This is a genomic window from Salinivibrio sp. PR919 (assembly GCF_001995355.1).
Classification (GTDB): domain Bacteria; phylum Pseudomonadota; class Gammaproteobacteria; order Enterobacterales; family Vibrionaceae; genus Salinivibrio; species Salinivibrio proteolyticus.
The window spans coordinates 1-16,217 of the sequence record NZ_MUFL01000045.1; the positions used below are offsets into that span (position 1 = coordinate 1).

The following is a 16,217-nucleotide window of genomic DNA, read 5'->3' on the forward strand; positions in this document are numbered from 1 at the left end:
CAATATGATCTAACCCACCTAACGCTGCCGATAAACTGCCAATTTCACGCGCAATACGATAGCAATAATGTGTGACCGCTTGCTGCGCTCTGGGTCGGTCACTATTCAGCAAGGCACGCATATCACTGCTAATGCCAGACAAGCCTAGAAGCCCTGATTCCTTGTAGAGCAACGTCGTCACCTCGTCAGTCGTCATTCCCTCTTGCGCAATCAAATGTAGCACCAAGCCCGCATCGATTGATCCGCAACGTGTCCCCATCGGTAAACCTTCCAGCGCCGTAAATCCCATGGTAGAAGCAAGGCTAGTTCCGGCTTGAATTGCACATAAGCTCGCTCCATTCCCCAAATGCGCCACAACCACACGCGCGTCATGGTTAAAATCAGGGATAATGGTTGGCAAGCGCCGCGTGATATAGTCGTAAGAAAGGCCATGAAATCCGTAACGCTGAAAGCCTCGATCGAACATCGCGTAAGGTAAAGCGAATTGTTTTGCTTCGAGCGGCTGATGAGCATGAAACGCCGTATCAAAACACGCAATCTGCACCAGATCAGGCAATCGCTCGCCAAGTATCTTAATTGGGGCAAGGCTGTAAGGTTGATGCAAAGGTGCAAGCGGCGTTAACGCTTCCAACAAAGCCACTTTTTGCTCATCCAGCTGAGTCGCTTGATGGAAGTGCTGACCGCCATGCACGACTCGATGCCCAACGGCGATAATCTCGTCCAACAGCCCTTGGCGCTCTAACCAGATGAGTAACGACGCGACAGCAGCATGATGATCTGGCGCAGAGCCCGGGGAGACCGCACTGATCCCCGACTTATGACGGGTCATGGATACATCATAGCGATCGGTCCCAAGCCCTGAAAACTGCCCCTTCACTAAAACATGAACCGATGAACTGGGCCCCGAATCCACGGGGCCCGCTGTATCAAACAATGCAAACTTTAAGCTCGATGAGCCACTATTAATCACTAGTATTTTACCCATTGCACCGCCTAGACTCGGGTCTGTAATGTCTTTCTTTGATGCTCAGCCAATAATAAAGCTAACGCACTTGATGCAATTCGGGTGAGTGCATCATCCGCACGGCTGGTGAGCATAATGGGCACGCGTGCGCCCACGACAACACCCGCGCCGGTAGCATCAGCAAGATAGCTCAACTGTTTCATCAACATATTGGCCGCTTCGAGGTCGGGTGCGACGAGAATGTCAGCACAGCCTGCCACGGTGGAGTGAATATTCTTGGTCGCACGGGACACTTCAGACACTGCACTGTCAAACGCCAGCGGCCCGTCTAATTCGCCCCCAATAATTTGGCCGCGCTCTGCCATCTTGCACAGCGCCGCCGCGTCCAGGGTGGAATTAATTTWCGGATTGATGGTTTCAACCGCCGAGAGAATAGCCACTTTGGGGTTGGTGTTGCCAATCGCATGGGCTAGCTCAATCGCGTTTTGAATAATATCTCGCTTTTGGGCAAGGCCTGGGTAAATATTAATCGCCGCATCGGTAATAAAGAGAGGGCGCGGGTAGGTCGGCACATCAAATGCCATCACATGACTCAGGCAGCGTTCTGTTCTCAGTCCACCTTCACGCTTGACCACTTCATGAAGTAACTCGTCAGTATGCAATGCGCCTTTCATTAAGGCTTCAATCTCACCAGAGCGTGCCATCGCAACAGCTTTTTCAGCTGCTGCATGGCTGTGCGGTGCGTCGACAATGTCAAACTCACTGATATCCAGCTCGGCTTTGTCCGCGGCGGCCATGATTTTGTCGTGAGGTCCCACCAAGGTAGGAATGATTAATTGCTGTTTTGCCGAAGCCACTGCGCCACGGATAGCACTGTCATCCACCGGGTGAACCACGGCCGTGCGCATAGGATCCGGATGATCTGCCGCGGTTAAGATAGCGTGCAGTTGTCCGCGTTCCGTTAAACGGATTTCGGGGAGCACAGCTCGCTGGCGCCGGACCTTCTTTGTGGGCGCAAGCACACGTGCCTCGCCATCAATCACTATATCACCACGTTGGTTTTCACATCGGCAAGCGAACACAATGTGGTGACGTTTATCGTCCATTTGATCAACACGAACGGCAACGCGCAGCACGTCTCCCAGCATCACGGGTGCCTTAAAGGCTAGCGTTTGGCCAAGATATACGGTCCCCGGCCCCGGCAACTGTGTGCCGAGCACCGTTGAGATCAGAGCCCCGCCCCACATCCCATGAGCGATGATCTCTTGGAAGCGGCTACTTTTGGCAAAATCATCATCCACGTGGGCCGGATTGACATCCCCTGACATGATGGCAAACAGCTTAATGTCTTCCATGGTCAGGCGCTTTTCTAAAAAGGCTTCATCGCCTACAGAAATCTCATCGTACGTCTTATTCTCGATGACCTCCTCGTTACGTGTCCCTGTCATAGTGGACTCCTTCAATGAATCGAATCAGTCGGGTAGTAAACGCTAATTAAAAACGTAAGTGGTGTCCGGCGTCTACGTAATGGGTGAGCCCGGTCAAAGCACGTCCCGCATCTGAGGCAAGGTAAACCACCGCACTCCCTACATCTTGCACCGTGGCTAAACGACGCAATGGTGATCGCGTTTCACCGTCGACGGCTAAGGCCTCGAATTCTTTAAGTCCAGATGCTGCACGGGTACGAATCGGCCCCGGTGAAATGGCGTGGACACGTATACCCTGCGGCCCCAACTCAGCCGCCAAATAGCGGGTAGCAGACTCTAAGGCAGCTTTTACCGGCCCCATCATGTTGTAGTTATCCACCGCCTTATCGGCCCCATAGTAGGACATATTAAAGAGTGCGCCGCCTTCTGACATCAAAGGCTCCGCACGCTTCGCCATCCGAATAAATGAGTGACAAGAAATATCCATTGCCAGTGAAAAGCCATCGCGCGAGCAATCCACCACACGACCGTGTAAGTCCTCGAGCGGTGCGAAGGCGATAGAGTGAACCACAAAATCTATCCGCCCCCATTTTTGTTTAGCGCGCTCAAATAAGGCATCGAGTTGGTCATCGTCTTGGACGTCACAAAGCATCAACTCCGGATCCCCCATCTCGCCGCGTAACGGTTCAACGAAACGCTCCGCTTTCGGTGTACCATAGCTCACCAGCACCTCTGCGCCAGCTTGCTGTAATGCTTTTGCACAGCCAAACGCGATACTGTTCTCATTGGCAAGCCCAGCAACAATGCCGACTTTACCTTCAAGTGAGAATAGATTGGTCACAGCATTCTCCCTACCTTTGTGTTGCAAGATTGGTTTAGTGCCCACCTAGTGTTGAGTGATTGCACTAAACGGACTGAAAAATATTATCTCAGTCGCAAGCTTTCAATTTAGACCCAAATCAGCGGATGTAGCAAAAGTCACGAAGAGAATAAGACGCATTTTACGCCAAAAAGGCAGACAGGTTTGCTAATTTTTGATGACAACCCCAAACGACCACGCATCAAAACAGAGTCAATGCTCTAGTCTGGTCAGCGGTACACCATGGACTAAATACAAAAACGCCACCGACAAGGCGGTGGCGTAATAAGGATTTGCTTAACAGAATTTAGGCTAGTTCTGCTATCACACATTTAGCGAGATCGGCAGGACGGTAGTAAACCGACTTCATGACCTTACCTTCACGGATTAATTTACCTTCGACCGTGACATCTTTGGCACACTTGGCAATAATGCCATCGGCCTTAGGGCTGGCGACCACATCAATGCCTTTGTTGGCATAAAATGCTTGGGTATCTGCAAATTCACCTTCGTTACGGCAGACTTTACTCATGTTGCTGCTGTGCACTTCATCCCAACAGGTCACAAAGTCAATACCGAGACGATTAGCGATTTGCAATAATATATCAATGAGGTAGCTCACCTCTAACTGGTCACGGTATCCGCGTGAGCCCATCTGTACTGCACGGCCCATCAGTACATACACGCTATCAACAATGGCATCTACCTGTTCAACCAATGAGTCTGCTTCCGCGAGCTCTGTCATTTCTTCCACCGCTAACGCCGTGTGCAGATCGTCCGCTTTCTCGTCCAATGACGCAGCATCGTTACAAGGAAGATCAAACGTGTTACGAAACGCTTCGATATCACGATAAAGGTGGTCGTATAGCGCTTGATCAAGAACAGCAAATTTCATTTCTCGGACCCTTTGATAAACAAATACGCATGATAGCCATGCCCGTACACAAGGGGCCATACAATAGCACTGCTTGCGGATGGATAAAATCGCTTGATCGGAAACTTTACGTTCGTCCTCACCTAGCGCACAAAATTCATTCAAGGTTTCGATACGATTGCCGTTAGCTTCTTATAATGGTGACAATCAGGCTTAGGCTTGCAACCTGTTAAAAGGATCTGACGATGAAAAAACTGATGCCGCTTGCCGTGCTATGCACAAGCGCGCTGCTCGCAACCAGCGCAACCGCTCAAACCTCTCCGCTTAGCATTGGTGCGAGTGCCAGTACGACGAGTGTAAAATATGCAGGACAGACAGAAACCGGCCATACGTGGGAAGCGAACGGCACGCTCAGACTAACGGAGTACAGCAGCTTGTATACCGGGTACGGTCAAACCACCGCAGATTTTGAAGACAGTAATGGAATAGAGAGAACACTAAAGACATCATACATTCCTCTTAGTCTCCAGTTCACCGTACCAGGCGAAATGGGCAGCTTCTATTTGCGTGGTGGTGCCAACTACTACCGCACGGAGTTTGGCAGTGAAAAAGACATTGGCTGGGGAGCGACAGGAACGGTTGGGGTCAAGCTCAATACAACCACAGGGCCAGGGCTAGCCTTCGAACTGACCTATGCCGACCGCGGTGATGCTGAAACCAGTTCAGTGACCGTCGGTACCAGTATTGGCTTTTAAATCATAGTTTCTCGCAAGCGGTAGATACGCCGCTTGCGGTGTCTCAACTAGACATGGCGCTCCGTCGTAGTAATACATGGTGATACCATCGGCGCCGATGTGTACATGCGTCAAACTCACTGTGCTAGCATCCTCCCGGTGCATGCACACTGACGTACTACCGCGCTCGGGAAAATGGCTGCGRTGATACGCCAATAGTTGCTGTCGGGTCGGTACTGTGCCACTCATTTGCCTTAAATAGTAGGTTCGCGTGTTGGTAGTGGTTTCAATATCAATTGCAGAGGAAACTACCGGCGGCTGACAGTCAACACACCGCAACGTCTGACCGTTCCATCGCCAAGCCCGAGGAACAACCTCCGAGCCGTCTGTCTTATCTGATAGGCCATCGACTGCAAAACCGAGCAGCAAAAAGGGAGCAAAGTCGCACAACGCATCGATTGGCAGCGCGTTCGCCATGTCATCCAAACCGGTGCAAACCGCTAACGCTTTGACCAACTGCCCGCGGCTTAATCGTGGCGCAACCGTTTGGGCATGCTGGTAATCATTCAGTAGACAGACAATCACGCCAAACTCGTTGGCTGCAATCCATGTCCCCATACCGTCTGGGTCGATAGGCATCAATACCTGAGTCTGATCCAGTTGATAGGTCTTGGGCGGTAGCGCACGACTACGGCCTCGCGCTTCATCACGATTGAAGAACAGGTCTATCCCATCCTGTGAAGCCTGCCAAGTTAGCGTGCACATCGAAGCTGATCTCGCTCGTAGCTTGCGGTCGCAGCCGCGACACCAATATGTTCATCCAAGACTTCGCCGAGTTCATAGGCGGCACTGCGGATCATAGCAAAATGATGCGTGGCATGACTGGCGACCACAATAAGCTCGCGCATCACTGTGGTAGAAAGGCACACCGTATTGGTGGAATATAAGGTCACTTGGGTAGAAATATGCACGGGGCGATGCAGTTGTTGATGAGAGAGAGACTGTAACCACTCGGCAAGCCATTGCCACTCTTTGCGTGCCATCTGCCGGTCGTGCTCAACCAGATGCCCACGCCGACGCCTATCGGCATCGATRTCACCACACGCTTCCCCTTGTTTGAGTGCCACATACACATCAAGCGCATGACGCATATGCTGACCAATGGTGCTAGTAAAGCCATCGGCCTTCTTTTGGCTGTACGTGGTATCTGAGAGGCTTTCGAGGAGCTTCTGCGCTTGGCCAATCACGTCTAAGTTGCCGCGAATCACGGCGCGATCTTCTTCGTTAAGAGAACAATGCATACTCATCACCTTAGTACAGTTTGACAGTCAGTGGGACCTGTCATCCTGCGCTTTCCTGATCCCATCCATACCTAGCAGAAGTCATGCCGTTTAATCAGTTTGTGGATAGCGCGCCATCCATTGTCGTTCCTCGTGCCAAGCATTCAGCAGTACCCGTAACGAGGGCGGTGTATAACCTTGCCGCCGCCACGCCGCGCCAATCCGGTAAAGGTGGCGATACTGGCTCATCAAGGCACGTACTGCTTCGCAATAACTGCTGTCACTGTCCCAGATATGCGCAGGCTCGCTACTGGCACCATTGATTTCCACGATGCACAACGTCTCTCCTTTCATTAGCGACGAAATGTCACGAAACTTGATATCAAAACGGCCAAAGTAAAAACCATCAATGTCGTTGGCAATCTCGTCCATCTTTGCCCGCAGTTCAGGTGTCACATAGTGCGCGCCCTGTTTAAATAAAGCACCTCGACAGTGGCTACCAGAAAATGCCAAGGTCACCCGCTCTCCCTTTGCGATCACCGTATCGAGTCGGTGTTGATGACGAGCATGGTATAAGTGGGCACGTGCACCAATATCCGCATGCTGTTCAATCAGCGTTTTTAGCGTAGACACCCCATCGCCTATCACTGACGGCAAATACTTTAACCCCAAAGAGATAATCTCACCGGTCGCTTCTCCGGGGTAACGCAGGTAAAAAATCCCCGCCTCAGCAGGATAAGGGGCAAGCGCTTGAAAAATAATCTTACGGTGGGTCGGGAAGGCCTCAATGTAACGATGCAGTTTGCGCTCACTATCGATGTATTGCACACCGGCGCCTCGGCATCCTTTATCCGGTTTAGCAACCAATGGAAAACTAATCGCTTGTTGCGCCAGCTTGTGCTGCAGTGACAACAGACTTGTTGAATCCACACCTTCAGGCTTCTGCCAACACACATAAGGGGCGATATATTGGTGCGCCACATCCCCTGCGAGTGCAAAAATATCTGATTTCGCCTCCCCCACCATGCCAGATAAAAAAATGCTGGGGTTGGCCAATAAAGGGACAGTCACACTGCGGTAGTAGGCAGCAAGTACGATAGATTGCGCGACGACAGGGGTATAAAACGCCCAAGCGGGTAAGAATTCAAACCACCCCGACGTGCGTACAACAGGATAATCTGGCATACCCGTTTGTCCGGTCAGTACCGATTTAGGCTTGGTCATACTGCCTCTTTGTTAATTTTGGCAATGCTCTGCGGCGTAAAAATCGGTTCACCAGCACCAGTCCAACGACTGCGACTAAAAACGCCCAGCCAGTCAGCTGCCGCTCTGCCAACCAAGGATTATGCTCAATCTCAAACGCTCCCCAGAAGATCAATCCGGTCCAGCACGCTGTCGCCACACCAATCGCGAGGGCAAATATCCCTACCGAAATGGAGAGGAAACCACTGAGGCTATAAGCGACGGTCCGTAAACCTGGGATAAAGCGGATTAGGAATAAGTTGAGGAACCGTTGACGGCGGAGTGCATGGCGCGCCTTTCTTACCCCTTTTTGCGTCAGTAAGCGAGCCCGTATACCTCGATACCGCCGCGCGTAAAGACCCAGTAAGTACAAAGCCATATCACCGCTGGCAATGCCAATAAAGATTGCCAATAACGCAGACGGCCACGGCAGCAAGCTCTGTACCGCAATATATGCCGCCAACCCGATAGCAGCGTCTTCTAGTAAGTATGACGTGGCAATAATAAGAAAAAATAAACCCAGCGGCGACCATGTCGCCAAACTGGGTATCAAACTCTCGATCATCGGCGAACTCCTCTCTATTAAACATAGACAGCAGATAGCCACACTCGCCGACAAATGATTAGAAAAACGTGATTACATACCGCCTGCAACATCAAAGAGGCTGCCGGTTGAGTATGAGGCGCTGTCCGACAACAGCCAAGCGATCATCTCGGCCACTTCCAATGTTGAGCCCCCTCGCCCCAATGGAATATTGTCCGCGACGCGGGCGACGCGATCAGGCTCACCGCCGGCGGCATGCATATTGGTATCAATCGGGCCCGGGCGCACAGCATTAACACGAATACCTTCGCGTCCAACTTCTTTCGCCAAGCCAATGGTTAACGTATCAAGTGCAGCTTTCGTCGCCGCGTAATCAACATACTCGTTTGGCGAGCCAGTTTTTACCGCAGCAGACGATACATTAACAATCGCCCCGCCACGTCCACCACGCGATTGCGACATACGCAAGACGGCTTCACGGCAACACAAAAACGCACTGGTCACGTTGGCCTGAAACATCGCGTTGATACGCGCCGCATCCATCCCACTGACTGCAGACTGAGGCTGCATAATACCCGCGTTATTGACCAGCGCTGTGACATTACCCAAGCGGTTATCCGCTTCGCTGAACAAACGTGTTACGCCTTCCTCGGTCGAGACATCGGCTTGAACCGCAATTGCGTTTACACCAATGGCTTGGAGTTCATCAACCAACTCAAATGCGGATTCACTGTTGCTTAGATAGTTAATACAGATGGCATAGCCACGCTGTGCTAACAACTTTGCGGTTTCTCGGCCGATGCCGCCACTTGCCCCGGTTACAATCGCAACTGGATTCATTGCTACTCCTTTTCGCTTAATCCGCAGACACAGGCGGATGATACCCCATTCTCACCGCTCCCCAGTGTCGACCACCGACAAAAAGAGGAACAGACAAGTCATGCATCACTTCACCTGTGTCACGTTTATAGGTCTGCAACAGCATGGTATCAGTATGTTGCCCACAACGCCTACCTGTTCGGTCATCAAATAAGCGTTTTGTACGGTTACCGGCGATATCTTGCGCATAATCACCGGTAAGAGGCTGACAAAATCGCTGATTATGTGTAGGTACATAGCCATTGGTATCATTCGCAATCACATAAACAATGTGGTCATCTTGCTCTAAAATCGGCTCTTGAATGGGGGGTAAGAGGCGATCACAAAAGGCATCAAAACGCGTGGTATATTTTTGCGGATCCGTATTGGCAATGGGTTGATACTGACGGTCAAACAGATCGGATTGGCTAATCGTGCCACTGCGAACCGCCTCCTCAAAGGCCTCTTGAATACGATCACGACACGCACAGGCGGCAGCAAAGAAACGCTGGTGAGGGCTGGCATCCGATAGTTCTGCAAATACTGCATTGGTCATCTCGGCAGTATCCATCAAGCTCTCCGCTTCTTTGGTCAATGCACTCACTTGCTGATCACTACTCTCCAATCCGCTTCGCACTTGCGTGAGTGATGCAGCGATTTGCTCTAAGCTAGCACTGTTAGTGCTCGCCCCCTCAGCAATTTGTTTTACCGCCCCTTCTACGGTATCGGCACTGCTAGAAAGCTGCTGTAATAGCTGACCCACCTTTTCGACATTACTGGTTCCGGTATCCACATCTGTTGAAAGCGCTTGAATATACTCCATCACCTCACCAGATTCTGTCATGATCTGACGAATGATACTTGCAACTTCCGTAGTACTTTCAGAAGTTCGTTGCGCAAGTTGGCGGACCTCATCGGCGACTACGGCAAAGCCTCGCCCCTGCTCGCCGGCACGTGCGGCTTCAATAGCCGCATTGAGCGCCAACAGATTGGTCTGCTCTGCAATTGCATCAATAACGTTGGCGACATCACTGACCTTATTCACGTTGGCATCTAACGCTTGAATGCGAGTAAGTGTGGTCGCTGTTTTTTGGTTGATTTGGCGCATTTCATCAATCGACGCGCTCAACTGATGGTATCCCTGCACGCTTTGCTCACGCATTGCGCTAACTTGTTCCACCGCATCGGTTTGCGCTTGGCAATTTTGTGCTAAGGTTTGCTCGATATGCTGTGCTGTATCAGTAATTTCCACCACAGCCGCGTACTGCTCTGCAAGGCGGGTATTGAGAATATCAACCGAATGCGACACTTCCGCCGCTGCCATCGCATTGGTCGTGGCACGATTGGCTAAACGTCCGACGGTTTCCACCGGTAAGGCATGCGTTTCAGGCTCTTTCTCATCATCCATTACCTTTTGGCCATGCCGTCTTTCCAACCAAACCACCAGCATGCTGAGCAATGTTTGTAACCCCAAGGCRACGAGCATCATTGCGGTGGAGATTGGCGCCGTGAGCCAGAGTCCAAACGCAATGATCACCGTTATCATCGCCATCGGGACGATCATCTTTATCAGCGGAACTGTATCCTTGTTTGTCATTCGTCACCTATCCCTGTTAAGTCATTCGCCATCTGTGGCTATATTCTGTTGCCATAACTAAAACATCTGACTATGTCTCACCTTACTTTTGTACATAATTTCATACTAATTACATGCTTTTTTTGGCAAATTCGGTGAATGAGATCAAATTTAGACCAAAGCCGTATAGGCCAAAAATAACTGAGCCCTCACACAGTTGTAAAAACCTTGTGTTCCCATCTTAATCACGTAAAAGTGGTCTAAGCTGACCATAGGTTGTTGTTATTAACGAGAGACTCATGATTTTTAGTCGGCGAGTACGTCATTCCACCCATGCATTTTTGGCGCTTGCAGTCACTGGCTTTACCCTCGTGTGGTTTTCACTTGCCGTCCTCCCCGACAGCGAGCAATTCGCCATCATCTGGTACGCCTCCGCAGCCGGTGCTTTTGTGCTCACCTGCTATCCTCGCTATGCGTGGCCGATTGGTCTGCTTGGCTTCGTTGTTGGCATCTATTATGCCGATACCTTAATGGGCATCCCCCCTTCACTGAGTGTTAGTCTGGCCTTGGTCAACGGCTCGACTGCCTTGTTGGGGTGTTTTCTATACCGCACCATGCGGGTGCGTTTTGGCAATGCCTTGGAAGGTATGTGGCCGTTTATTCGCGGTATCGGGCCCACTATCGTGCTGTCACCATTGCTCGGTGCGGTTTTAGGTGCCAGCGTACTCTCCTTTCACGACGCGATGCATGTCGACTACGCCCTAGGACGCTGGTATCTAAGMGAATTGATCGGCTTTGTTGCCCTCTTTCCACTCTTGTTAGTGATCAATGCCGAACGCCGTTCTAAACGACAAAATGCACTGATTGTTCACACATCTCCCAGCTATTTATTAGCCAGCTGTGTGGCCTTATTCGCACTGATCACTGCGGTGCTCTACGCTATTCCTTATCCATTTATCGCATTGACTGGGCTCTTTTTCCTCGCCGCCACCTTACAAAGCCGCTTGATTGGCCTGAGTACGATCGCGTTGGCGGTATTAAGCTTTGACGTGCTGAGTGCAATGGGGGTATTGACCTTTCACCTAGAAAGTAGCTACCAAGCCTCCATCCCCATGCTGGCCACTGCTGCGAGCACGCTCGTTATTGGGGTATGCATGACACAACTGGCTTATAGCTATCGCCAGCATCAACGCCAACATACTCAGCAACACTCCTTATTGACTCAGGCCATGCACAATTCATTAATTGGGATGGCGATTCTCGACTCTCGCGGCTATATCCAAGATATCAACCAGAGCCTTGCAACCTTTTGGGGCTACCGACAGCCCAAACTGCGCGGCGTCCATGTTTCTCGCTTTACCCGAGAGGAAGATCAAGATGAGTTGAAAGCCTATTTAAACGAGCTGATCATTGGAAACATTGACAACAAACGGATGGAGAAGCGCTTTGTCCGCAGCGATGGCTATGTTGTTTGGGGGCGGCTCTCTGTCACTGCAGTGCGTGACAAACACGCCGGACACGTTACCCACCTGATCAGCCAAGTGGAAGACATCAACCAACTGAAAGCAGCACAGCGCGAACAAAAACGTTGGCTTGCGCGCTGGCGGTTTGCACTTGATATCAACAAACTCGCGGTGTTCGAATTAAACACCCAAACTGGCTTACTGATCTTTTCTGATTGGTCTGCCCCATTGCTCGGCATCCAAGCCAAGAAAATTCGCACCTATCCCGCTTGGCTCGCACGCATTCATCCCGAAGACCGCCCTGCACTTGAACAAGCTATGAAGCTGCTTGTTGATGGGCATACCGAGCGTGTTATTGAAGTATTCCGCTTTCAAAATGCATCAGGTGAGTATCGTTACCTTCGCCAATCATCCGCGCGCCAAGACGATGATCCTCAAACCGTACTCAGCACTGCAATTGATATTACCGAACAGTACTTAGCAAATGTGCAAAACGATACGCTAAGACGACGGCTAGAAGCCGCCACACAAGCAGCCAACATCGGGATTTGGGAATATCACGTACAAGAAGACCGCCTCGAGTGGGATTCACAAATGTATCAGCTCTACGACATTGCGACAGGCGCCGGCTGTGAAACACTCGCTACCTGGCAACAACATATGCATGGTGACGACTTGCCACGCGTTCAGGATGAACTCGCGCAAGCCTTAGCCAATCTGGCACAGCTTGATACGCAATTTCGTATCATCGATCGGCAAGGGCACACGCGGTATTTGCGTGCCTTAGCGACGACGCAATTTGATGATAACGGCCAGCCCATCCGCATGATTGGTGCCAATTGGGATAATACCGAAATTAATGAACTGAACGCCACGCTTGCCACCGAGCGTGAACAACTCAATGTGGTGATGAACTCCATCAACGATGGCGTGATCACAATGGATGAGAAAGGGCATGTGGTCTATCTCAATAATACCGCCCTAAAACTTGCCAATTATCGTGAGCAAGCTCCGATTGGCCAATCGGTCGATGATGTGTTTTATCTTTTCCATCATGGAGAGCCCGTTCGCTTATCGTACCTTAGTGAACAACAGCTCAAAACGCATTTCGAAACCCATATTCAAGATGCCTACCGACTCGTGCTCAATGATACCAAACAAGTGTATATTTCTGTCGCCATCTCACCCTTGTTAGGTGATAACGAGCAACAATCACATCGAGGTTATGTGGTGGTATTGCGAGATGTGTCAGAGCAGCACGCCTTAATGGCACAGCTCGATTACAATGCCAACCACGATCCTTTAACCCAACTACCCAATCGACGCGCATTTGAAACCATGATGGAACAGCATCTGGTGCAGGCGAGAACGCTGAACATACCCTCTGTCTTGGCGTTTATCGATCTCGATTTATTTAAAATTATTAATGACTCGGTGGGCCACCACGCGGGAGACGAAGTGCTGTGCCAAGTCTCCCAAGCCTTAGCCGATAATATTCGTAGTGACGATGCGGTCGCACGGCTAGGCGGGGATGAGTTTGCGATACTGCTGACCAATTGCAATATGCATGATGCTAAACGCACGATCAAGGCGCTTATCCATCGCTTAGAACAATTATCCTTCCCATATGGGGAGCGTATTTTCTCTATCAGTGCCAGCGTTGGACTTGTCAATGTCACCGATAATGCATTGTCCCTTTCTGATTTGATGAGTCGCGCGGATGTGGCGATGTATTCAGCCAAATCCGCAGGCCGCGGCCAGATCGTGGAGTACGATGATATTTCAGGCTCAGCACAAGGGCGACATAATGATATGCAAATGGTCGGTAAAATTACCCGAGCGTTAGCGGAAGACCGATTTACACTCTATGGCCAGCAAGTTGCTCCCGTTGAAGGGCCAACAGTCGAACACTGGTACGAGTTACTGGTCCGTATGGTGGATACCGATGGTAGCATCGTCAGCCCTGGGGAATTTATTCCCGCCGCAGAAGCCTTTGGCCATATTCGCGAGATTGATGAATGGGTAGCGAATTATGTCCTGACTACTCGCGCAAAAGAGCTCGCAGATTCTGGGCTAAGATTCAATATCAACCTGTCTGCCCATTCGATCAGTGACCCCAATTTCCAAGCCCGACTCAAGCAATTGGTCGCCGAGTCCATCTTCCCCACCGATAGGCTATGTTTTGAGATCACGGAATCGGCGCTGATCAGCCACCTTAACTCTGCGATTTCTTTCGTTGACGAGCTACGTGCCTATGGCGCCCATGTGGCGCTTGACGATTTCGGATCAGGACTATGCTCCTTCCACTATCTCAAACTGTTTAACGTCGATGTGGTCAAAGTTGATGGCCAATTTGTGGCAAATTTGGCCGACAAGGAAAATAGAATTGATCGCGTGATTATCGAATCTATCGTCAGTATCTGTAAGACGATGCAATRTAAAACCGTGGCTGAATGGGTCTCTGATGAAGAAAAACTCGCCTTGGTCAAAGACATTGGCATCGATTATGTTCAGGGATTCTTAATCGATCACCCTACGCCACTCGATACATTACTTGCCAAACAAGCATTGCAGAAACAAAAAGATGTTTGATGGGGTTGCGTGATGCCGAAAAGATAGGCAATTTAAGCGTTTTTGCTTGGACTGCCTGTTATGAATCAATACACGCTTGCGGGGTGTGGCGCGAWCCTACTGTGGAGCAGCAATGTCGCCCTGATTCGCCACGTGACCGAACTGCTTGGCCCTTTGGGTGGCGCTGCTGCTATTTACTCTATCGCAGCGCTCTGCTTAGTACTTTTTGTCGGGACACCTAAACTCAGTGACTTTCCGCGTCGCTACTTGATTGTTGGCGGCGTGTTATTCGTGGTCTACGAATTATGCCTTTCGTTGTCGTTAGCGTGGGCCAATACGCGGACACAAGCGATCGAAATGGGCGTGATTAACTATTTGTGGCCATGTCTAACCGTGTTTTTTTCCGTGCTCATCACGCGTCAAAAAGTCAGTCTTTGGCTTTACCCTGCCTTGATGGTCGCCTTTTTAGGCGTCGTTTGGACCGTCGGTGGCAAACAGGGGGTGTCTTGGCAACATTTAGTCGCCAATATTCACTCTAATCCATTGAGCTACACACTGGCGTTCAGTGGTGCCATCATTTGGGCCATATACTGTAATCTGACTCGCATGAGTGCGCAGGGAAAAAATGGCATCACGTGGTTCTTTATCGCCACCGCCATCACACTCTGGATCGGTTTCGCGCTCTCCGACGCGCCAGCATTTTCCGCTGCTTGGTCAGACGTCGGTTATGTCCTATTAGCCGGTGCGGCAATGGGGGGCGGTTACGGATTATGGAACCTTGGCATCCTTAAAGGCAACTTGGTGTTTTTGGCGACCTTGTCTTATTTCATCCCGATTTTATCGACATTTTTGTCCGCCATTCTTTTGTCGACCGAACTAACGCTCACCTTCTGGCAAGGCGTGACGATGGTGACACTCGGCTCACTGGCCAGTTGGTGGCTGACTCGTGCACCAACCAGCCACAACACACCGAGTACCGCAAAATCGCACTAGTCACACGGTAGTCTCCAGTCGCGTTCGTGACTGGAGACCGTTTACTGAGCCAGCGCCAACGCCGGTGTCGGGGCGCCGTAATAAAGGCAAATACGTTGACCATTGATGTCTTTCACATCAAATTCAATCTCATAAATGCTTTCCATCACCGGCTTCGTCACCACCTCGTTCACCGAACCACTGGCAACCACTTCGCCGTTTTTCATCGCGACCATATTGTCGGCGTAACAGGCGCTAAAGTTGATGTCATGCATCACCACCACCACGGCTTTATTATGGCGATGTGCCAAGTCACGAACCGTCTGCATAATGGCGACAGAGTGGCGAATATCGAGGTTATTTAACGGCTCATCCAAAAAGATGTAGTCAGTATTTTGCGCTACAACCATCGCAATGAAGGCCATCTGGCGCTGGCCCCCACTCAGCTCATCGATAAAGCGGTCTTGAAGCTCCTCCAAACCAAGCTGCGCGATAGCATCATCGATGATCCGATTATCGTCGTCACTTAAACGGCCTTTTGAGTGAGGAAAACGACCAAACGCGACCAATTCACGAATACGAAAGCGCATATTGATATTATTGGACTGGCGCAACACCGCAAGACGTTTCGCCAATGATTCATTGCTCCACTCGGCCAACGGCTTCTCACCAATTAAAACCTGCCCCGCATCACTGTCAGTCAACCGACTTGCCATCGATAACAAGGTACTTTTCCCAGCGCCATTGGGCCCTATGATTGCAGTCACTTTTCCCGGTGGAAACAGCACGCTGGCTTGGTCAACTACCTTGGTTTGCCCATAGGATTTAGAGAGTTCGATCAGTTCAATCATAA

Annotated in this window: 14 protein-coding genes; 3 read left to right on the forward strand and 11 right to left on the reverse strand. The window is 50.6% G+C overall.

All coding sequences use genetic code 11. The features are described from left to right. From BZG83_RS09890 to BZG83_RS09905, 4 genes are all read right to left on the reverse strand, one after another. Positions 1 to 985: acetate/propionate family kinase (locus tag BZG83_RS09890; protein WP_077480332.1), on the reverse strand; the 985-nt coding region annotated here is incomplete at its 3' end. An 8-nt stretch (positions 986 to 993) separates the two neighbouring features. Continuing rightward, positions 994 to 2,412 (reverse strand): bifunctional enoyl-CoA hydratase/phosphate acetyltransferase, encoded by a 1,419-nt coding sequence (locus tag BZG83_RS09895; RefSeq protein WP_077480333.1) that lies wholly within the window; start codon positions 2,410 to 2,412, stop codon positions 994 to 996. A gap of 46 nt (positions 2,413 to 2,458) precedes the next feature. Next, positions 2,459 to 3,232, reverse strand: a complete 774-nt coding sequence (gene fabI, locus BZG83_RS09900; RefSeq protein ID WP_077480334.1) for an enoyl-ACP reductase FabI — start codon at positions 3,230 to 3,232, stop codon at positions 2,459 to 2,461. Positions 3,233 to 3,557: 325 nt separating this feature from the next. Continuing rightward, positions 3,558 to 4,145 carry a nucleoside triphosphate pyrophosphohydrolase family protein gene (locus BZG83_RS09905; RefSeq protein ID WP_077480335.1) on the reverse strand — a complete coding sequence of 196 codons (588 nt, stop codon included), beginning with the start codon at positions 4,143 to 4,145 and terminating at the stop codon, positions 3,558 to 3,560. Between the two features lie 224 nt (positions 4,146 to 4,369). Between BZG83_RS09905 and BZG83_RS09910 the strand changes: the two genes are divergently transcribed. Further along, positions 4,370 to 4,879: an outer membrane beta-barrel protein gene (locus BZG83_RS09910; RefSeq protein ID WP_077480336.1), complete on the forward strand. Its 510-nt coding sequence runs from the start codon at positions 4,370 to 4,372 to the stop codon at positions 4,877 to 4,879. Here the strand turns inward: BZG83_RS09910 and BZG83_RS09915 are convergent. The 6 genes from BZG83_RS09915 to BZG83_RS09940 all read right to left on the reverse strand — a co-directional run bounded on the left by BZG83_RS09915 (position 4,847) and on the right by BZG83_RS09940 (position 10,379). Next, complete coding sequence (locus BZG83_RS09915) at positions 4,847 to 5,623, reverse strand: NRDE family protein (protein ID WP_077480337.1); 777 nt, start codon at positions 5,621 to 5,623, stop codon at positions 4,847 to 4,849. The two genes, BZG83_RS09910 and BZG83_RS09915, sit on opposite strands and share 33 nt — an antisense overlap. Next, positions 5,611 to 6,159, reverse strand: coding sequence for a hypothetical protein (locus BZG83_RS09920; protein WP_077480338.1), 549 nt, complete (start codon positions 6,157 to 6,159; stop codon positions 5,611 to 5,613). The genes BZG83_RS09915 and BZG83_RS09920 overlap by 13 nt, the downstream gene beginning before the upstream one ends. A 90-nt stretch (positions 6,160 to 6,249) precedes the next feature. Further along, a complete protein-coding gene (locus BZG83_RS09925) occupies positions 6,250 to 7,362 on the reverse strand; it encodes a hypothetical protein (protein WP_077480339.1) in 1,113 nt (370 codons plus the stop codon). Continuing rightward, positions 7,349 to 7,945 carry a DedA family protein gene (locus BZG83_RS09930; protein WP_077480340.1) on the reverse strand — a complete coding sequence of 199 codons (597 nt, stop codon included), beginning with the start codon at positions 7,943 to 7,945 and terminating at the stop codon, positions 7,349 to 7,351. The genes BZG83_RS09925 and BZG83_RS09930 overlap by 14 nt, the downstream gene beginning before the upstream one ends. A gap of 72 nt (positions 7,946 to 8,017) precedes the next feature. Then, positions 8,018 to 8,764: an SDR family oxidoreductase gene (locus BZG83_RS09935; protein ID WP_077480341.1), complete on the reverse strand. Its 747-nt coding sequence runs from the start codon at positions 8,762 to 8,764 to the stop codon at positions 8,018 to 8,020. A 16-nt stretch (positions 8,765 to 8,780) separates the two neighbouring features. Continuing rightward, positions 8,781 to 10,379 carry a methyl-accepting chemotaxis protein gene (locus BZG83_RS09940; RefSeq protein ID WP_077480342.1) on the reverse strand — a complete coding sequence of 533 codons (1,599 nt, stop codon included), beginning with the start codon at positions 10,377 to 10,379 and terminating at the stop codon, positions 8,781 to 8,783. Between the two features lie 278 nt (positions 10,380 to 10,657). Between BZG83_RS09940 and BZG83_RS09945 the strand changes: the two genes are divergently transcribed. Together BZG83_RS09945 and yddG are read left to right on the forward strand one after the other, a co-directional pair. After that, positions 10,658 to 14,413 carry an EAL domain-containing protein gene (locus BZG83_RS09945; protein WP_077480343.1) on the forward strand — a complete coding sequence of 1,252 codons (3,756 nt, stop codon included), beginning with the start codon at positions 10,658 to 10,660 and terminating at the stop codon, positions 14,411 to 14,413. A gap of 60 nt (positions 14,414 to 14,473) precedes the next feature. Further along, a complete protein-coding gene (gene yddG / locus BZG83_RS09950; RefSeq protein WP_077480344.1) occupies positions 14,474 to 15,385 on the forward strand; it encodes an aromatic amino acid DMT transporter YddG in 912 nt (303 codons plus the stop codon). Between the two features lie 41 nt (positions 15,386 to 15,426). Here yddG and BZG83_RS09955 read toward each other — a convergent pair whose 3' ends face one another. Next, positions 15,427 to 16,215: an iron ABC transporter ATP-binding protein gene (locus BZG83_RS09955; RefSeq protein WP_077480345.1), complete on the reverse strand. Its 789-nt coding sequence runs from the start codon at positions 16,213 to 16,215 to the stop codon at positions 15,427 to 15,429. Positions 16,216 to 16,217 lie beyond the last annotated feature (2 nt).